We start from the raw sequence: 17,972 nt of genomic DNA, 5'->3' as shown, positions 1-17,972 counted from the left end.
CAGCATTTCATGAAAAGAATATTTGTAACAGGAATTTCTACGGAAGTGGGAAAAACCATTGCTTCGGCCATTATCACGGAAGCCTTGGAAGCAGATTATTGGAAACCCATACAAGCTGGCGACTTGGATCATACGGACAGTCATAAAATATCGGAGCTGGTATCCAATAAGAAAACAGTGGTCCATAAAAACAGTTACGCCCTAAATACGCCAATGAGCCCACATGCGGCAGCGGAATTGGATGGTATCACCATTGATGTCAATAAGATCTTGGAACCCAAGACCCAAAACCACTTGGTTATTGAAGGGGCCGGTGGCTTATTGGTGCCATTGAACGATTCAGATACCATTTTGGATATAATCATGCCGTCCTATAAGGTTGTTGTGGTCTGTAGGCATTACCTTGGAAGTATCAACCATTCCTTATTGACCATCAATTGGCTAAAAATGAAAGGGTACGATGTCTCTATTATCTTTAGTGGCAAGGAGCATCCCAGTACGGAAAGTATCATCGTTAAAAAGACACAGGTTCCGGTAATTGGCAGAATTGATGAGGAAAAAACATTTGATAAGTCGACCATAAAAAAGTATGCCTCCCTTTTCAAATCGAACTTGGAATCAATTTAGGCGCTGCCAGATCTCCGCATGGTCAAGTTTTTTTATGATGCTATAGTTTTGGTTTAAATAGTTCCTTGTATAGGCATTTTCAGTGACATTTTCCTTGGCGAAAATATTTTCCTTATCCCTGGTGATGACCAAATTGGGCTTGATGTCCTCCAAGAGATATGTTATTTCTTCCATAGCAGTTTTTCTGGTTGTTCCGCTGTAGGGAAACATTTCCACTTTACAGATATTACTGGGATGGGTGGAAATCTTGGTCAGTGGTTTTTTATCCAAAAGCCAGTAACCAATATGATATTCCAAAAACAGGATATTGGAGGTGTCCAAATTTTGAGCCTTAAGATACTGGGGCACTGCTATTCCCTCCCCGTTAAAGAATGTGCCTTTTTCCACTTTATGTTTAATAATGGCGTAATACTCCAGATAGCTTTCCATGGGTACCAGTAGTAGAACGAATAGGTAATAGGGTTTCCATGTAAAGCGATGGACTAGAGGAATGGAAACAAATATAAGTCCAACCAGAACAAGCAAGACAGGATAAATCTGGATCAGGTAATGACCATTGATTTTTCCACCTCTCACAAAGGAGAACAGTATCCCGATGACGGTAACGAACAAAACCTGTACGTGCCTATTTTTAAAGTCCAGAAAATTCTTTTTCCAGGCCCAAAGGAAGAAGGCCATGATGATAATGCAAGTGGGCAATACATCCAAAAGTGAGCCTCTATTGGCTGCGGCATATTCCAAGGGGGCCAATATGACCGATCGCCACCATAAAGCGGTGAGGCCGTTTTGATAATAGGGCAATATGGTGAGCAGGATGACAAGAATCGTCCCAAATCCCAGAAATATCAAGTTCCGAAGCCCTTCTTTTAATTGCTTTTCAGCAAATGATCTATAGAGCAGGAACAGCCCCAGAATCAATACCGCATAGGCCAGATTAAGCTTGGTCATGACTGTTAGTCCCAGTAAAATACCAGCCAGACCGTACCAATAGTATTTATGGTATTTCAGGATAATAAACAGTGCAGGCGTTAAAAAGGCAACACTCAAATGTTCCGACATTACCCCTTGAAGGCTCCCAAACAGACTCTGTAAAATAGTACAGGCTATGGCTGTCCAAATTCCGAGTTTGCTCCCCCCAATTTCCTTTCCTATTTTGAATGTAAAAAAGGAAGTGATAGCGACAACTAGGGTGCCAAAAATGCGGATGGCGACAAAACTTTTGCCAAAAGCGTAAATGATACCGGCAAAAAAAAGAAAGGTCATAGGTGGTTTAAGGTCCCAAAGCTCTGTATATGGCAAATGGCCCTCTACCCAGGATTGACCCATCAGGATAAAAGTGCTTTCATCCCTATCTATATAATCCCTGAAGAAAAATGGAGCCCTGATCACAAAGGCCAAAAGAAATAAGAAAAGAAAAACTGTCCTGCTCTTGAGGTCAATGAAAGTGGTGTTGCGCAAATCAAATACCATGGTAAACACAGGAGTTTTTAAGTTTATTTCCCATCTTTGCAAGATATATAAAAAGCCGGTTCTTTAAATTTTATAGTATTGAAAAATATTTCGGAAAGAGATGCAAAACATGTGTGGCACCCGTTGACACAGCACAAGCTGCATCCCAGAATGTTGGGGATTACCAAGGCCAAGGGAGCCTTGTTGTTTGATGAAAGTGGAAAGGAATACATAGATGGTATTTCCTCTTGGTATACCAGCGTCTATGGCCATTGCAATGACTATATTTTGGAAAGGGTATATCAGCAGATGCAACAGTTGGACCAAGTGGTCTTTAGTGGGTTCACCCATGAACCTGCTGTAAAATTATCGGAGGAGCTCATCAAAATATTACCTTCCAACCAAGAAAAACTTTTTTTCTCGGACAACGGATCCACTGCCACGGAAATTGGAATTAAAATGGCGCTTCAATATCATTTTAATAAAGGGCAGAAGCGAAATGTACTGTTGGCTTTTGAAGATGCCTTTCATGGGGATACCTTTGGGGCGATGTCCGTTTCCGGACTATCGGTTTATAACGGCCCTTTCGAGGATTTTTTCATAGAGGTAAAGCGCATTCCGCCGCCGAGTAAGGAGAATTTAAAGGAGGTTATTTCATTAGTAAATACCTATGTTGCTAGTGGAAATATTGCTGGGTTTATCTATGAGCCTTTGGTTCAGGGAGCGGCAGCCATGCAAATGCACGATGCCCAAGGGCTAGGAGAGATTTTAAGTATTCTCAAGGAGCATGACGTAATAACGATTGCCGATGAGGTCATGACAGGTTTTGGAAAAACTGGGACCCATTTTGCTTCGGACCAGATTGAAACAAAACCAGATGTTATCTGTATGTCCAAGGCTTTGACGGCAGGCCTTATCCCAATGGCGATAACCAGTTGTACCCAGGCGGTTTACGATGCTTTTTACAGCGATGAAATTGCAAAAGGGCTTTTCCACGGCCACACCTATACCGCCAACCCGTTGGCATGTACGGCAGCACTGGCCGGACTGGAACTCTTGCAATCCCAAGAGATACAGGACAACATAGCTCGCATAATGAAGTCGCACCAAGCTTTTGATGCCCGTATAAAAAGCCATCCCAAAGTGGCCAGGACCCGTCAAACAGGAATCATTTATGCCTTGGACCTGAACATTGAAACGGAACGATATGGTAATTTACGGGATAAATTAATGCAGCATTTTATGGAGAAGGGGGTCTTTTTAAGACCTTTGGGCAGTACAATATACATAACGGCACCTTATATTGTCTCCGAGGAACAGTTGGAGCAGATTTACAGTGCCATTGAAAGTGTTTTTGATATCGTTTAATATACCATCCAATTTTGAGTCAGTCTATTTCCATCACCGCCTTAGCATCCATTTCTCCCCTGGGAATTTCCCTGGAGGAATCCTGGGAGAATTACTTAAAGGACGGCCACCATCTGATTGAAAAAAAAATAGGGGATGCCAAAAGTTGGGTTGCTCCACTTTCAGTGCATGCCAAGGAAGAGATTGAAAAATTAAAAGCATCTGATCCAAAATATAAAAGCCTCGATGACAGTGTCCTTTATGCCATGTTCGCAGCGAGAAAGGCCATGCATATGGCGGGTTGGAACGCGAAGGATAATTTTGGGGTGAATGTAGGTTCTTCAAGAGGTGCCACAGCCCTTTTTGAGAAGTACCATCAAGAATTTTTGCAAACCGGCAATTCATCCACTTTGGCCTCTCCAACCACCACCTTGGGGAATATATCTTCCTGGATTGCCCACGATCTACAGACGCAAGGTCCAGAAATATCACACTCCATTACCTGTTCCACCGCTCTGCACTCTGTTCTTAACGGTATAGCTTGGATTAAAAGCGGGATGGCAGATAAGTTTATGGTCGGGGGATCGGAAGCTCCTTTGACGCCTTTTACCATTGCCCAGATGAAAGCCTTGAAAATTTACTCCAGAGAAGAGTCGGAATACCCCTGTAGGGCTTTGGATCTGGACAAGAAGGTGAACACCATGGTCTTGGGCGAAGGTGCTTCCATGATCTGTATGGAACAGGGGAGAAAGGACAATGCTCTGGCCGTAATAGCGGGCATAGGGTATGCCACGGAAGTTTTACAACATAATATTTCCATTTCTACGGAGGCCGAATGTTTCCAGCGGTCCATGCAAATGGCCTTGGGTGATACGAATCCGGATGAGGTGGATGTCATTGTGATGCATGCTCCTGGTACTGTGAAGGGCGACTGGTCAGAGAAAAATGCAATATCGAAGATATTCCGTAACAAAACTCCTCTTCTTACAACTAATAAATGGAAGATCGGACATACGTTCGGGGCATCGGGGATGTTGAGTATGGAACTTGCCATTATGATGTTGCGGCAACAAGAATATATTGGGGTGCCGTATTTGCAACAGGAGCCTAGACTTCAAAAAATCAACAAGGTCATGGTCAATGCCGTTGGTTTTGGTGGAAATGCCGTATCCGTTCTTCTATCGCGCTAAGAAAAATTTTCTCTATACTTTGTGAAAATATTCTATCTTACCTGTTTTTAACCAAAACTTGTAAGATTTATGGAACTGTGGTTTGAAAGTTTGTCCATTTTTGAAAAAATTTACTGGGTCGTAGCAATTATCTCTTCCTTCGTTTTGATGATTCTTTTGTTCCTGACCTTGATCGGTAGTGATGCAGATGAGTTTGGTGGGGATGTGGATGCCGAAATTGAAGCGGATACGGGGATTGATTTCCAGTTTTTGTCCTTAAAAAACTTCGTTGCCTTTTTGACCATTTTTGGATGGTCCGGTATTGCATGTTTGGATGCGGGGTGGTCCAAGACCATGACCGTGCTTATTTCCTTGGTCTGCGGCCTGATCATGATGTTCGCTATGGCCTCGCTTTTTTATTACCTGAGCAAACTTCAGAGCAGCGGAACTCTAAAACTGCGAAATGCCTTGCACCAAGTGGGAGAGGTATACCTCACTATTGGTTCCAAAAGATCCTCCATGGGCAAGGTGAGCATCAAAGTCCAAGGGACCCTCCGCGAATTGGATGCCCTCACAGAAGAGGCCAGGGACCTGGTCATGGGCGATGTTGTAAAAGTAAAATCCGTGACCAAAAACGGAATATTAATTGTTGAACTTCTAAATAAATAACCAATGCTTTCAGTACCCTTACAAATGGGCGGCAGTGCCACCTTGCTGGCCATCGGCTTTGCCATTTTATTCTTTTTTATTGTTATTATCTCCTTTATTCGCCGGTATAAGAGGTGTCCGTCTGACCGTATCTTAGTGGTCTACGGAAAAGTGGGCACCGGTAATTCTGCCCGTTGTATCCATGGTGGTGCGGCCTTTATCTGGCCCGTAATCCAAGATTATGAGTTTTTGGACCTGACCCCCATTTCCATTGAGGTGAATCTGGTGAACGCCCTGAGTAAGCAGAATATTAGGGTAAACGTGCCCTCGCGATTTACCATAGGTATTTCTACGGAGCCTGGGATTATGCAGAATGCCGCAGAGCGACTTTTAGGCCAAGGGATGCAGGAAGTGCAGGACCTTGCCAAGGAGATTATTTTTGGGCAGTTGCGTTTGGTGGTGGCCTCCATGGATATTGAAGAAATAAATTCGGATAGGGACAAATTCCTGACCAATATTTCACAGAGTGTGGAATCGGAATTGAAGAAAGTGGGTCTAAAACTGATCAACGTAAACATCACGGATATTGTTGACGAATCGGGTTATATTGAAGCATTGGGTAAAGAGGCTGCGGCCCATGCCATTAATGCGGCACGTAAATCTGTTGCTGAAAAAAACAGGGATGGGTCCATTGGGGAGGCCAATGCACTACAGGACGAACGTACTCAGGTAGCTGCCGCCAACGCACAGGCGGTTGAAGGGGAAAACGTGGCCAAGATCAATGTAGCAAATTCGGATTCCTTACGTAGACAGCGAGAGGCAGAGGCCGAACGTACGGCCATTGCGGCCGAAAAGGTACAGTCGGCCAAAGCCTTGGAAGAGTCCTATGCGGCTGAAAAAGATGCGGAACTGGCTAGGGCAGACAGGGAGCGCAGTTCTCAAATGGCCGATATTATTGTTCCTGCGGAAATAGACAAGAAAAAGGTAGAGATCGATGCAGAGGCCGAAGCCGAACGCATCCGAAGAAGGGCCAAGGGGGAGGCCGATGCCATCCTATTCAAAGCTCAGGCAGAAGCCCAAGGTCTCTTTGAAGTATTGACCAAACAGGCACAGGGTCTAGACGAAATTGTAAAGGCAGCGGGGAACAATCCCAAGGATGCTGTTTTGTTATTGGTAGCCGATAAGTTGCCCGAATTGGTAAAAATACAGGCCGAGGCCATCAAAAATATCAAGATAGACAAGGTAACAGTGTGGGATTCCGGGGCCAAAACTGCCGATGGCAAAGGTTCTACCGCCAATTTTATCTCGGGGATGTACAAATCCGTGCCCCCATTACAGGAAATGTTCAATATGGCAGGGATGCAATTGCCCGAATATTTAAAAGGGAAGGAACTGGACGCTGAAGAAGGTGAAACCACATCTAAAAAAGACAGTTCCACGGGAGATAATACGTAGCGCCAAGAATCTAGTTTAATTTTTAAAAGCCTGTGGAATCCTAGTGATCCATGGGCTTTTTAACATCAGGACCCCACATTATCGGAATTCTTTATTGGGATATGATTTGTAAATAGGCTATTTTTGATTTTTAAATTGAACTTTTGGCTTAGGGATGGTAACGACATCCTTTTCTTTTTATGCTAAGGATTACATCCGCTATAGGGCACATAAAAGAAAAGATACAGTGGACAGCCCGGCCGCTATTGTGAAAACCTGTATGGATTAGGATCTATCGGAGAATCATAGCGGTAAGCCCCAGACAACATATATTTATGAGCGAAATTAAGCATAACTGGACCAAAGAAGCTATACTTGAAATTTATAATAAACCCTTGATGGAATTGCTGTACGAGGCGGCAACGGTACATCGTAAGTTCCACGACCCAAATACCGTTCAGGTATCTACCCTGTTGTCCATCAAAACTGGAGGATGTCCCGAAGATTGTGGGTACTGTCCACAAGCGGCGCGCTACCATACCAATGTGGAGGGCAATGATCTGATGTCGGTTCAGCAGGTAAAGGCCCAGGCCTTGCGTGCAAAATCATCCGGGAGTTCCAGGGTGTGTATGGGAGCCGCATGGCGTAATGTGAAGGACGGACCGGAGTTTGATAATGTACTGGAGATGGTACGAACCATCAATAAATTGGATATGGAGGTTTGTTGTACGTTGGGGATGTTGACCGAAAACCAGGCACAGCGTTTGGCGGAGGCCGGTTTGTACGCGTACAACCATAATTTGGATACGTCCGAGGATTATTACAAGGATGTGATCTCCACTAGGGCCTTTAAGGACCGATTGGACACTATAGGAAATGTTAGAAAAAGCAATGTGACCGTTTGTAGCGGGGGTATTATTGGAATGGGAGAGAAGATTGAGGACAGGGCAGGCATGTTGGTTGCTTTGGCCACGTTGGACCCACAGCCAGAATCGGTGCCGATCAATGCTTTGGTAGCCGTTCCTGGTACGCCCATGGAAGATATAGAGCCTATTTCTATTTGGGAAATGATCCGTATGGTGGCAACTACCCGTATTGTTATGCCAGAAACACAAGTAAGGCTATCTGCAGGACGTACGGAGATGAGTAGGGAAGGACAGGCGATGTGTTTCTTTGCCGGAGCAAATTCTATTTTTGCCGGTGATAAATTATTGACAACCCCAAACCCTGATGTGAACCAGGATATGGAAATGTTCAAACTGTTGGGACTGAACCCACAGAAACCATTTACCAAAGTGTCCCAGCCAAAAACGGTGGAGGCACAGGATTCCAAATTCCAACCTTTGGGGGAAAAACCAAAGTGGAGCAGACCTGGACACACTATTGAACGTAACGAAAGCGCCAAGCAGAAGGCAAAACTTTCGGAATAGACCTTTGTGCCCCTTTATTGGGGACTCGGTTGGGGAATTAAATTTAGAAGTTTAAGTCAATCTTTTGCGTTTGAATTTACAGGATATACCCCGGGTAAAGACCATTACCAAGGAAGATTTTATAGAGCAGTATTTTAAGCCACAAAAACCGGTTGTCATAGAGCGGTTTATTGAGGAGTGGCCCGCCTACTCCAAATGGAACCTGGAATATATGAAGCAGGTGGCAGGCCATAAAACGGTGCCCTTGTACGATGATAGGCCGGTGGACCATAGGGACGGTTTTAACGAGCCCCATGCGAAAATGCAGATGGCCGATTATATAGACCTCCTCAAGAGTGAACCTACCAAGTTTAGGATCTTTTTATGGAACGTACTGAAGGAGGTACCGGAGCTACAGCGCGATTTTGCCTTCCCCGATTTTGGACTGCGATTGATGAAAGGGCTGCCCATGTTATTTTTTGGTGGGGAGAATTCCTCCACGTTCATGCATTACGACATAGATCTGGCCAATATTTTTCATTTTCATTTTGAGGGAAAAAAAGAAATTATCCTCTTTCCACAATCGGAGAACAGATATTTGTACAAGGTGCCCCATGCGTTGATCACACATGAGAGTATCGATTTTTCCAATCCGGACCTGAACCAATGGCCGGCATTGAGAAATGCCAAGGGCTATAAGACCCATTTACAGCATGGAGAGGTATTGTATATGCCAGAGGGGTATTGGCATTATATGCGGTATATTACCCCAGGGTTTTCTATGAGTTTGCGGGCCATTGCCCGAAACCCAAAGAATTTGGGCATTGCTTTTTACAATGTGCTCATTATGCGGTATTACGATCAGTTCATGCGCAAATTAAAAGGGCAGGAATGGATCGATTGGAAAAATGAACAGGCCATAAAACGCACAAACAAACTGGTTGGATAGTGCATGTTTCATGGAATTATATACATTTACAACGTAATTTATTATAGACCAACACTAAATTGAGTAACATGAAAAAAGTAATAGTTTTATTGACATTTGTTTTGGGAACTACATTCGCGAATGCCCAGGCCTTTGAGGGCAAGGGGGATTCCAAGTTCCAGGTAGGGGCCAATTTCCAGGACAACGGAACGGGAATTGTCACCACCTATGATACAGGACTTGGAGAAAATTTTTCGGTAGGATTCACTGCTACCTATATTTTGGGCGTAGAGGAAACCATCAATGCGGATTTTGACGATAGGGTGGATGTAAGGGCAAGGTTCAATGCCAACTTGGGCAGTGTTTTCCAATTGGGGGACCAAGTGGATATCTATCCAGGTCTGAGCTTGGGCTTGCGGAACTTTGGTGGTCATTTGGGTACTAGGTACTTTTTTACGGATGGTTTTGGAATATTCATGGAATTTGCCGTGCCTTTGGCCAAGTATGACAATAGCGACCTGACTGCAGCTGAAGAATTGAACAACCAGTTCGTGTTCAGTATTGGGGCTTCCTTCAACTTATAGGAAATAATATTGATAACATTGGAGCGCTTCTTTTCTTTTGAAAGGAAGCGTTTTTTATTTAATGAGCTCGGTGATCTTGTCGTATACCAAGTGGCTTTCCCAACCGCGGTACAAAAGGTAATCGGCGAGTTTTTTTCTTCTTTTCTGGATATTGGTCTCCCTTATGGCCCCCAATCTTTTTTTGGCCAGGGCATCCAAGGTGTCCAAATAGGCAGGGGTATCCAATTGGGTCAAGGCTTTTTTTATATTGTATTTTGAGATTTCCCGTAGTTTCAGTTCTTGTGTGATCCTATTGCGGCCCCATTTTTTAATATGGAACTTGCCCCTGGCATAACTCATGGCAAAGCGTTCCTCGTTTAAAAAGTTGTGGTCTATAAGATGCACTACAATCTGGTCTATAGCGTCTGGGATCATGCGCATATCCCGCAATTTTTGCACCACCTCCTTATGGCACCGCTCCTGATAGGCGCAATAGCCTTCCAGTTTTCTGGTGGCCTCATCGAGGGTGTATGTGGGACGAGAGAAATCCATATGGCCGCTGTACTTCATACGGTCCCAAAGCTAAGCCCATTTAAAGAAATGGCAAAGGGTTTATAGAAGTAGGTGTTATAATGGTATTAATTTTTAAGCTGAATGGTTTTTTGGGCCTTGGCGCTTTGGATCGCGGCCTCCAATATTTCCATGACGATCATGTTGTTCTCCAAGGATGAAAGATCGTAGGGTGCAAGGGTAACTTCCTTTCTGATCACCGCCACCAATAAGGAAAACGGATCGTTATAGGGGGAAGGTCTTTCTTCCAGGGAAAACGATTCTTCCTGATAACCATCGTACCCTTCAGTAATACGGAGGCGCAACTCATGGCGATTGTCGGCATAAATGACCCCATTTAGCCCGTAAACCTCCATATCCTTTCTTCCTATGGGCCAATTCCAAGACGGCTGGACGACGGCATTGGCCGTATCGTACTTCAGGAGAATGGTGGCATCGTCATCTACTTGGGGGTTGTTTTCTGCTTGAAGTTGTTGGGTTACGGCGGTTACTGAAATGGGTTTTTTGCCCTCCATCAACCAGGTCATCAAGTTTACCCCATAGCACCCAAAGTCGGTAATGGCCCCTCCGCCATTTTGTGCCGGATCGGTCAGCCAATCCAGAAACTCACTGTTGATCCCTATTTTCTTGGGGCCCCGGTGGCCATCTCGGACGATCACTTTTCTGAGTTCCCCAATGACCCCTGCTTGTACAAGGTCATACGCTTTATGGTTGGTGGGATACCAGGTGGTTTCGTAATTGGTAAGCAGTTGGATATCGTGTTTTTTGGCGAGGGCCTCCATTTTTTTTGCGTGTGCCAAACTTATTGCCAAAGGTTTTTCTACCATAACATGAATGCCTTTGGGTGCTGCTTTTTCCACTACTTCCAAATGTTCATAAATGGTTCCAAAAGCGGTCACTGCTTCGGGCTGCGTGGCGGCAAACATTTCTTCCATGGTGTCGTAGACCATACGCATTGAAAAACCGTGCTGCTTGGAATAGCGCATAGCCAATTCTTTATCGGTTTCTACAATTCCTACAATGGTAAAATCCTTGCTTTTTTCACTGTCAAAGATCCAATGTACATGGGTATGGGTGAGTCCTACCACCCCAATTTTCATGGGCTGTTTTTGGGCCCTTCCCCAAAAGGCCATAATAAGAAATAGAATGAAGGTGGATTGCTTTAAGGTCATATGAAAATCTTGATGAAATGGCTTTTATGTTTTACTTGGTCAAAGAATTTTGGAACATTTCCCTATGGTTGTTTTGACCCAATCTAAGATATTGAATTGAATTAATATAGTGTTGTTTGGTGTGGTAGAATCTCAAGAGTTGAACAAAAAACAATTTGTGGATATCTATTAGGCAGATTTTCCAGAAGGCCTCTTTTAACTGTTATATTTGGCATCCTAAATAAAAAAACATGAGCGTAACCTGGTACGAGTGCAAAGTAAAATACAGAAAAGTACAAGAAACTGGAGAACAAAAAGTTACTACAGAAACATACCTTTTGGATGCTATTTCCTATACGGAGGCGGAAGCCAGAATTAATGAAGAGATGGCAACCCTTACGAGTGAGGAGTTCTTGATCACCAATATTAAAGTGGCCAATTTTTCGGAAGTGCATCCGGTGGAGAATTCGGATCGCTGGTTTAAGTCCAAAGTGGCATTGATCGCTTTTGATGAAAACACTGGTAAGGAACGCAAGACCAATATCTATATGTTGGTACAGGCCAATGATCTAAAAGAGGCCTACGACAATACCATAGAGGCGATGAAGGGTACTACGGGAGATTATACGGTCCCGGCCATAACTGAATCCCCTATTATGGATGTATTCCCATACTTTACCGGAGAGGAAGAGCAATTGGAGCAATTCAGGGTCATAGAAAAATCTGCAACTTCAGAAGAAGAAAATGAAGAAGTCCTGGAGGAAAATGAAGTGGAATAGGGCTTGTGTTGTTAAAGACTAAGCTTTCTTATAAGGATGGTGCGCCTATGAAATTAAATTTTTTAGGCGCACTTTCTTTTTTTACATGCTTTGACCAAAGGTTAAAAGGTTATTGTCGGGGTCGAGCACTGAAAATTCTTTTTGTCCCCATGGCTTTGTTTCTAAGGGTCCATTGGGGTGGATGCTGGTCTTTTTAGCCACCAAGGACTGATAAAATTCATCAATATTATCGGTTCTGATATAGACTTGTCCATAGTTTTCTTTTGGGTCGAGCTCCTGAAATAAAAAGAAATGGACCTGGATGTTGTCTTTCTCCATCATCAAATATTCATCATAATCAGCACTTCCAAATTCATGGAACCCCAACTGACTTGTGTAGTACTCCCGCGTAACCGCTTTGTTGCGCATCGGTAATTTCGGATGTATTTGGTTCAGCATAGCTTCTTTACATTTCGTTTATCTGCAATGTCATAGCGGTCATCAACGCCGAAGGAAAGGATGCAACCTGTCACAATTACGCTGTACATTACCATTTTTCATGGGATATTTGTTTGGAACATAGTGATCATTGAGATCAGATTTGTTCCTCTGAAGGTAGAAAATATTTCCATAGGGTTTTGAAATATAGTGGGCTGTCCTTTGATCTACCTCATTTAGAGAAATCGATTGGATGTTATTTTTTATTCTCCTGGGCCTAGAATTTCACCAATTGAGCAATCAGGTCATAGGGTATTGGTTGGTCTAGCGGAAATGGGACGGATCCTATCCCATGGTTGTAGGGTTACCATTGCTGCTCAAATTCAAGCTGTCCGGCAGGGGTGGCGTAAAAATGACAATGCCAAGGGAGTACTAGAAGATAGAGATTGAAGTATTTGGATTTTTGCTCCTTCAATGGACCTAAGCTTATTTGTGCGTGCGGTAGGGAAAAGATATGTCATAGGTAGTGCCTATGTTCGGTGATGAACTGGCGCTAATGATGCCATCGTGGTTGTTGACAATCTTTTTTACAATGGCCAGGCCAATCCCGGTTCCAGGATACTCGGATTGATTGTGCAGACGTTTAAACACTTCAAAAATCTGTTCGCTGTACTGTTGTTCAAAACCGATTCCATTGTCGGATATTCGAAAATGACAATAGTCACCACTTAAGGACACCTTGCTTGTCTCTTCAATTTCGTGTGCCAAGACTTTCCTACTTTGGATTTGGATATGGGGAGCTTTGTCCGGTTGGGAGAATTTAATGGAATTGGATATTAGATTGATTAGCAGCTGTTTAAATTGAAATTGAATGATGTCTGCATCGCACATTTCCAAACATGCTATATGGGCTCCACTACTTATGATTTCTTCCTTTAGTTCGCTTTTTACCTCCTCTACAACTTCTCTCAGGGAATGATTGCTGAAGGTATAATCTGGTTTGTTGGTATGTGCATAGGTCAGTAAATCTTTGATGAGGGTCTGCATTCGCTCTGCGGCCAGTTGCATTTTACCAACGTATTGTTGTACAGATTGGGAGAGGGTCTCAAATTCATGATCTGTAATCCTGGAAGCAAACATCTGGATTTTTCGCAAGGGTTCCTGTAAATCGTGAGAGGCAACGTACACAAAGGATGCAAGCTCCTCGTTATTTACTTTAAGCTCGTGGTTGTTGCTCTCTAAATGCGCCTGATATTTCAAGATTACATTTTCCGTTTTTTTCTTATCGGTATAGTCGGTAATGATGATCCCTACTGTGGGAAGTTTGGGCTGGAGAGACGTTAAAGAGACATATACCGGAATTGGCCCGTTTTTGCCAATTAGGTTGATCTCTCCTTTGCATCCCGCCGTCAATGATTTTTGGAACAGTTCAAAAAAGGTTTCTAAAGAATCCCCATGGATGAAATCGGTAAGTTTAGAGCCAATTACCCGGTCATAGGACTTGTTGATCAATTTACAGAAATAGGGATTTGTATATACAATAAGGCCCTCTTCGTTTACATTTAAGGCTCCTTCCTCAAATTCCTCGATCAGGACCCGATAGGCGTAATCGCCACTTTGTAACGTGTAAATCTCCGATTGGTCATTGTTGTTAATAGCAAAGGCATCAACTTCTCCGGATTTTATGGCATTAATAAGCTGCTCTGATTCTTCGAGCCGCTCCTCCAGTTCTTTGATGCGATACTGCATTGCTTCTTTTGAATCATTTTTCATTGCTATTCTTTAGGGGTGATTCCTAGAGCTTTTAAGACCATATCCCGGTCCGCTAGCGTTCCAATGAGCATTCTTCTGGGCAAAGGTTTTTGTTTGATCAAGGAAGGGCTGAAAACGATATGGTGCTTTGCCGCCAATTCGGGATTTTTGTAAATATCGACTATTTCCAGGGTATACTCAGCTTTTGATAATTCCACACAGATCTGTTTGATATTCCTAATAGCCTGCATGGATTTGGACGACATTCCAGATACATACAGTTGTAGGATCAGTTTTTCTTTAGAATTGGATTGTTCACTGAGGTTTTTTTGCATAATCTCAATCTTTGCCACTTTTTAGAACCCGAATGTTCAAACCCACCAATACTTTTTCCTTGTTGGATAGATCGCCTATTATTTTTCTCAAAGGTTGCGGGAATTTGCGTACCAGGGTGGGGATCGCAAATATTTGGTCACCTTCTGCCAACTGCGGACTTTTCAAAAGGTCAATGACCTCTATGGAATACTTTCCGGACAAGTATTCATTGCAATAGTTGGTAATATTACCTAATGCGAGAACTGATTTAGGGGTTTGCCCAGCAATATATAACCTCAATTCCCATGTTTCTTCATTTTTCATCACAACTGTAACTAATTTAAGAGTTTGTCTGGTTGTCTCGTATTTACTTATACTGTTGATCAAATACGATGCCTTGGTCCTTTATTTCAAATTCCATGGGATCATTGTAATGACCCATTCCTCTTGATTTGATGATATTGAGGCTTCGTTTGCGACGTCCTTCATGCGGGGTGTTTTTTACATCGATCCAAGTGTCGGCCAAGGATGAAACTACCTCGATGGTGTCGTCCTTTAGATTATTGCCTGCTTCTGAGGTCAATGAGGTAAGTATGGCATTGATCTCGTTCATTTTTAGAACATCGATTAGCCTGACCAACATGGATCTGACTTCGCTGCTGTTGCCAACACTTATCAAGCTGCTGATTGGGTCAATGACAACGGTATTCGGTTTAATGTCCTTCAACAATTTGTGTAACACCAATAAATGCATTTCCAAGCCCTGTAAGGATGGTCTGGAGGCATGTATGGTCAGCGAGCCATCATCTAAATAGGGTTCCATGTCCATGCCAATGGTGGCCATGTTCCGGATCAGTTGGTTGACCGATTCCTCAAAAGAGAAGAAGAGGACTTTTTCTTTGCGTTTACAGCTCGCAATGGCAAAACAAGAGGCCAGTATGGTCTTGGAGGTACCCGCGGTTCCACTAATTAAAACACTACTGCCCTTATAAATCCCTTTTTTTGAAAATAAATTGTCCAAGTCTGCTATCCCTGTGGATACTATATCGGTGGAAGATCTATAATCTAATTTTAGCGAGGTAATTGGAATTACGGAAATGCCATTTTCATCAATTAAAAATGGATATTCATTTGTGCCGTGTGTAGAACCACGATATTTGACTATTCGAAGTCTGCGTGTTGCGATCTGATCGATAACACGAAAATCGAGTAGAATAACGCAATCGGAAACATATTCTTCCAGTCCCTGTCGGGTAAGCGTCTTTCCGCCCCTTTCTCCCGTTATGATCGTTGTAACGCCTTTTTCCTTTAACCAACTAAAGAGACGTCTGATCTCAGATCTTAATAGGCCTAAATTCTCGACCCCACCAAAAAGGGATTCAATTGTGTCCAGCACTACCCTTTTGGCGCCAATGGAATCTATCGCATGATTTAAGCGAATAAAAAGGCCGTCCAAATCATATTCTCCCGTTTCTTCGATCTCTGATCGCTCTATTTTGACATGGTCTATCCTTAACTTGTTTTCCTGTACTAATTGCTCGAGATCAAATCCTAGGGATAGCACATTTTTTGCCAGATCGCTACGAGATTCCTCAAAGCTCATCAAAACACCGGGTTCATCATGGTCCATGATGCCCTTTACCAAAAATTGTACCCCAAACATTGTTTTGCCACAACCTGCACTTCCGCAGATTAATACTGGACGGCCTTCAGGATAGCCGCCATTGGTAATTTCATCAAGTCCCGTGATCCCTGATGAAGTTTTTGGGAAAATTTGTCTGTTTTGAGTTTTCATTAATATATATGCTAATAAAAGTAGCCAAGGTGAATTATCTTTTATCCATTTTAAATGAACTGACCCATGTTGACAAGAAGATTATCAATCTCTGCTTCCTTCCGTTACTACTACAATGTTATTTATTTGAGATTGTAATATATTTTTTATTTCTACAAAATTCACCATAATCAGGGTACTGTAAGTTGCTGAATCCGTATATTTTTTGCCTCATATGGTAGACTGGTAAGTGATTGTTGCCGATAGGCAATAATAAGTTGAGTTTTGAATCAAAAAAGGGATGCACCGTGGCCTATGTCTTAAAGCATTTGCAAAGGGCGGCTTAAATTCTCCAATGGCTAGGAGTATCATTTTCATATGCCCAAGGTGGGCAGATTTTTCACCAAGTGATATCGTAAGGTGGCACGGATACAATTTTTTAATTCGGGTATGGGAATCTTTTCTTCCATTTGAAAAGTAATGGCTCTGTTGCCTTCAAAAGTAAATATATCGTCATATAACTTTTTGAAAGTAGGGACCAAAGCACTCGTGCATTTAAAGTATACCGCATTCTGGGATGGGGTTTTTGGCTTCCAGCAGATTCGCAGGGTACTTCCCTTTCCAACAAGATAGCTCGGTTCACCCCATTTTAACGTTTCATCTATGCGGGTCACTTTTTCCATGTCCATGGCAGTTTCAATAATAATGCTTCTCAGGTGCATCAATTTCTTGCGGATTACTTTCGGATACTGCTCAAATACGGTATGCACTTTGGGGTCGGTATGTATATAAAGCTCTTTCAATAGCGATGATTCCAAAAAGATCAGTCCTTTAATTTATAAAAAATTTTGGGCATGGATGTTTCGTCTACAGCATCCATTTCTATCAATTTCAAGGTTTTGACCATATTTGAGGTTGATGTCTTGTACTTTTTGAAGTGTGGGGTCTGCAAATGCTTTTGGTAACCTTCTTTGTTGGTGTAAATTTCCAAAATCCTGATTTCATTCGGGTTCTCTTTTTGGAACATGGGATAAATAGCGATTACCCCTTCCTCCAATCTGACCGATGCTTCCGATTCTTCCTTTAGAATGACCAAATACTGATTAAGAAACTCTGGATGTATCTCAATTTCTGCCATCCTGATCATCAGATCCTTTGAACTGAATGCTTCTTTGGATTGGTCTTTTTTGGTGCATGAAGTGCCAAGAATTATAATGAGGAGAGCCAATGATCCTAATCTTAGATATTTCATAGCGCGATGTTTTTAGGGAAAGTTCAAAAATAGGCCGTTTTCGGAGGGTTCTTCAGGAGGTGATTCATGGGTTAAGGATTATTGTCCGGCCAAAGGAGAGTGGAAGACTCCCACGGCAAGCTCAGCCCAAATGAGCAGAAGGCCTAGGAGCAGCACGGCACATAGAGCGATCCGATATTTTTTTGATGTCACCTTTCTCAATACTATTTCAATGAGAAAACTGGTGCCCAACAACAGGGCCCCGGCCACTATAAAATCGGAAAGCGTCCAATCAACCTGCTCCGTGAACTGCATTGCCAATAAGGGAATAAGTAGTATGCTCGCTACTGTAATCAGATACAGGTTTACTCTTTTAATTTCCATGATCGTCTAGATTTAGAAAGCCTTA

General features: G+C 42.9%; 20 protein-coding genes. 9 read left to right on the top strand and 11 right to left on the bottom strand.

What is annotated here, in order from left to right:
- Positions 1 to 9 precede the first annotated feature (9 nt).
- Positions 10 to 627: a dethiobiotin synthase gene (gene bioD, locus WAA86_RS00655; RefSeq protein ID WP_337299034.1), complete on the top strand. Its 618-nt coding sequence runs from the start codon at positions 10 to 12 to the stop codon at positions 625 to 627.
- Here the strand turns inward: bioD and WAA86_RS00650 are convergent.
- On the bottom strand, positions 619 to 2,097 hold the full coding sequence (locus WAA86_RS00650) for an ArnT family glycosyltransferase (protein WP_337299033.1): 1,479 nt from the start codon (positions 2,095 to 2,097) through the stop codon (positions 619 to 621). The genes bioD and WAA86_RS00650 overlap by 9 nt on opposite strands.
- Positions 2,098 to 2,175: 78 nt before the next feature.
- On the opposite strand from WAA86_RS00650, the gene bioA reads away from it, so the two are divergent.
- The 7 genes from bioA to WAA86_RS00615 all read left to right on the top strand — a co-directional run bounded on the left by bioA (position 2,176) and on the right by WAA86_RS00615 (position 9,595).
- Entirely contained in the window at positions 2,176 to 3,444 is a 1,269-nt protein-coding gene (bioA, locus tag WAA86_RS00645; protein WP_337299032.1) for an adenosylmethionine--8-amino-7-oxononanoate transaminase, read from the top strand.
- Positions 3,445 to 3,458: 14 nt separating this feature from the next.
- Complete coding sequence (locus WAA86_RS00640) at positions 3,459 to 4,613, top strand: beta-ketoacyl synthase N-terminal-like domain-containing protein (RefSeq protein WP_337299031.1); 1,155 nt, start codon at positions 3,459 to 3,461, stop codon at positions 4,611 to 4,613.
- Positions 4,614 to 4,682: 69 nt separating this feature from the next.
- A complete protein-coding gene (locus tag WAA86_RS00635) occupies positions 4,683 to 5,261 on the top strand; it encodes a hypothetical protein (protein ID WP_337299030.1) in 579 nt (192 codons plus the stop codon).
- Positions 5,262 to 5,264: 3 nt separating this feature from the next.
- A complete protein-coding gene (locus WAA86_RS00630; RefSeq protein ID WP_337299029.1) occupies positions 5,265 to 6,695 on the top strand; it encodes a flotillin family protein in 1,431 nt (476 codons plus the stop codon).
- 314 nt (positions 6,696 to 7,009) lie between these two features.
- Positions 7,010 to 8,104 (top strand): biotin synthase BioB, encoded by a 1,095-nt coding sequence (gene bioB / locus WAA86_RS00625; RefSeq protein WP_337299028.1) that lies wholly within the window; start codon positions 7,010 to 7,012, stop codon positions 8,102 to 8,104.
- Between the two features lie 64 nt (positions 8,105 to 8,168).
- Positions 8,169 to 9,032 (top strand): cupin-like domain-containing protein, encoded by an 864-nt coding sequence (locus WAA86_RS00620; protein ID WP_337299027.1) that lies wholly within the window; start codon positions 8,169 to 8,171, stop codon positions 9,030 to 9,032.
- A 68-nt stretch (positions 9,033 to 9,100) separates the two neighbouring features.
- A complete protein-coding gene (locus WAA86_RS00615; protein WP_337299026.1) occupies positions 9,101 to 9,595 on the top strand; it encodes a DUF6646 family protein in 495 nt (164 codons plus the stop codon).
- 54 nt (positions 9,596 to 9,649) lie between these two features.
- Here WAA86_RS00615 and WAA86_RS00610 read toward each other — a convergent pair whose 3' ends face one another.
- Together WAA86_RS00610 and WAA86_RS00605 are read right to left on the bottom strand one after the other, a co-directional pair.
- On the bottom strand, positions 9,650 to 10,144 hold the full coding sequence (locus WAA86_RS00610) for a regulatory protein RecX (RefSeq protein WP_443217560.1): 495 nt from the start codon (positions 10,142 to 10,144) through the stop codon (positions 9,650 to 9,652).
- Positions 10,145 to 10,212: 68 nt separating this feature from the next.
- Positions 10,213 to 11,316, bottom strand: coding sequence for a Gfo/Idh/MocA family protein (locus WAA86_RS00605; RefSeq protein WP_337299025.1), 1,104 nt, complete (start codon positions 11,314 to 11,316; stop codon positions 10,213 to 10,215).
- A 230-nt stretch (positions 11,317 to 11,546) separates the two neighbouring features.
- On the opposite strand from WAA86_RS00605, the gene WAA86_RS00600 reads away from it, so the two are divergent.
- Positions 11,547 to 12,074, top strand: a complete 528-nt coding sequence (locus WAA86_RS00600; RefSeq protein WP_337299024.1) for a DUF4494 domain-containing protein — start codon at positions 11,547 to 11,549, stop codon at positions 12,072 to 12,074.
- Positions 12,075 to 12,155: 81 nt separating this feature from the next.
- Here the strand turns inward: WAA86_RS00600 and WAA86_RS00595 are convergent, their stop codons facing one another.
- From WAA86_RS00595 to WAA86_RS00560, 8 genes are all read right to left on the bottom strand, one after another.
- Positions 12,156 to 12,512 (bottom strand): bleomycin resistance protein, encoded by a 357-nt coding sequence (locus WAA86_RS00595; RefSeq protein ID WP_337299023.1) that lies wholly within the window; start codon positions 12,510 to 12,512, stop codon positions 12,156 to 12,158.
- 465 nt (positions 12,513 to 12,977) lie between these two features.
- Entirely contained in the window at positions 12,978 to 14,264 is a 1,287-nt protein-coding gene (locus WAA86_RS00590) for a PAS domain-containing sensor histidine kinase (RefSeq protein ID WP_337299022.1), read from the bottom strand.
- Positions 14,265 to 14,266: 2 nt separating this feature from the next.
- Positions 14,267 to 14,578 carry a circadian clock KaiB family protein gene (locus WAA86_RS00585; protein WP_337299021.1) on the bottom strand — a complete coding sequence of 104 codons (312 nt, stop codon included), beginning with the start codon at positions 14,576 to 14,578 and terminating at the stop codon, positions 14,267 to 14,269.
- Positions 14,579 to 14,582: 4 nt separating this feature from the next.
- Positions 14,583 to 14,882 carry a circadian clock KaiB family protein gene (locus tag WAA86_RS00580; RefSeq protein WP_337299020.1) on the bottom strand — a complete coding sequence of 100 codons (300 nt, stop codon included), beginning with the start codon at positions 14,880 to 14,882 and terminating at the stop codon, positions 14,583 to 14,585.
- Positions 14,883 to 14,925: 43 nt separating this feature from the next.
- Positions 14,926 to 16,353, bottom strand: coding sequence for a circadian clock protein KaiC (gene kaiC / locus WAA86_RS00575; RefSeq protein ID WP_337299019.1), 1,428 nt, complete (start codon positions 16,351 to 16,353; stop codon positions 14,926 to 14,928).
- Positions 16,354 to 16,706: 353 nt separating this feature from the next.
- Entirely contained in the window at positions 16,707 to 17,150 is a 444-nt protein-coding gene (locus WAA86_RS00570) for a DUF1801 domain-containing protein (protein ID WP_337299018.1), read from the bottom strand.
- A gap of 5 nt (positions 17,151 to 17,155) precedes the next feature.
- Entirely contained in the window at positions 17,156 to 17,584 is a 429-nt protein-coding gene (locus WAA86_RS00565) for a putative quinol monooxygenase (RefSeq protein ID WP_337299017.1), read from the bottom strand.
- Positions 17,585 to 17,662: 78 nt separating this feature from the next.
- A complete protein-coding gene (locus WAA86_RS00560) occupies positions 17,663 to 17,947 on the bottom strand; it encodes a hypothetical protein (RefSeq protein WP_337299016.1) in 285 nt (94 codons plus the stop codon).
- Positions 17,948 to 17,972: the final 25 nt, after the last annotated feature.

It is taken from the genome of Sediminicola sp. 1XM1-17 (assembly GCF_037203765.1).
Lineage (GTDB): Bacteria > Bacteroidota > Bacteroidia > Flavobacteriales > Flavobacteriaceae > Sediminicola.
This window is presented reverse-complemented; position numbering and strand designations above follow the sequence as displayed.

What these genes read in the sequence shown, in the direction of transcription:
- bioD (WP_337299034.1), top strand. Translation starts at nt 10, where the DNA reads ATGAAAAGAATATTTGTAACAGGAATTTCTACGGAAGTGGGAAAAACC.
- WAA86_RS00650 (WP_337299033.1), bottom strand. Translation starts at nt 2,097, where the DNA reads ATGGTATTTGATTTGCGCAACACCACTTTCATTGACCTCAAGAGCAGG.
- WAA86_RS00635 (WP_337299030.1), top strand. Translation starts at nt 4,683, where the DNA reads ATGGAACTGTGGTTTGAAAGTTTGTCCATTTTTGAAAAAATTTACTGG.
- WAA86_RS00630 (WP_337299029.1), top strand. Translation starts at nt 5,265, where the DNA reads ATGCTTTCAGTACCCTTACAAATGGGCGGCAGTGCCACCTTGCTGGCC.
- bioB (WP_337299028.1), top strand. Translation starts at nt 7,010, where the DNA reads ATGAGCGAAATTAAGCATAACTGGACCAAAGAAGCTATACTTGAAATT.
- WAA86_RS00615 (WP_337299026.1), top strand. Translation starts at nt 9,101, where the DNA reads ATGAAAAAAGTAATAGTTTTATTGACATTTGTTTTGGGAACTACATTC.
- WAA86_RS00610 (WP_443217560.1), bottom strand. Translation starts at nt 10,144, where the DNA reads ATGAAGTACAGCGGCCATATGGATTTCTCTCGTCCCACATACACCCTC.
- WAA86_RS00605 (WP_337299025.1), bottom strand. Translation starts at nt 11,316, where the DNA reads ATGACCTTAAAGCAATCCACCTTCATTCTATTTCTTATTATGGCCTTT.
- WAA86_RS00600 (WP_337299024.1), top strand. Translation starts at nt 11,547, where the DNA reads ATGAGCGTAACCTGGTACGAGTGCAAAGTAAAATACAGAAAAGTACAA.
- WAA86_RS00595 (WP_337299023.1), bottom strand. Translation starts at nt 12,512, where the DNA reads ATGCTGAACCAAATACATCCGAAATTACCGATGCGCAACAAAGCGGTT.
- WAA86_RS00590 (WP_337299022.1), bottom strand. Translation starts at nt 14,264, where the DNA reads ATGAAAAATGATTCAAAAGAAGCAATGCAGTATCGCATCAAAGAACTG.
- WAA86_RS00585 (WP_337299021.1), bottom strand. Translation starts at nt 14,578, where the DNA reads ATGCAAAAAAACCTCAGTGAACAATCCAATTCTAAAGAAAAACTGATC.
- WAA86_RS00580 (WP_337299020.1), bottom strand. Translation starts at nt 14,882, where the DNA reads ATGAAAAATGAAGAAACATGGGAATTGAGGTTATATATTGCTGGGCAA.
- kaiC (WP_337299019.1), bottom strand. Translation starts at nt 16,353, where the DNA reads ATGAAAACTCAAAACAGACAAATTTTCCCAAAAACTTCATCAGGGATC.
- WAA86_RS00565 (WP_337299017.1), bottom strand. Translation starts at nt 17,584, where the DNA reads ATGAAATATCTAAGATTAGGATCATTGGCTCTCCTCATTATAATTCTT.
- WAA86_RS00560 (WP_337299016.1), bottom strand. Translation starts at nt 17,947, where the DNA reads ATGGAAATTAAAAGAGTAAACCTGTATCTGATTACAGTAGCGAGCATA.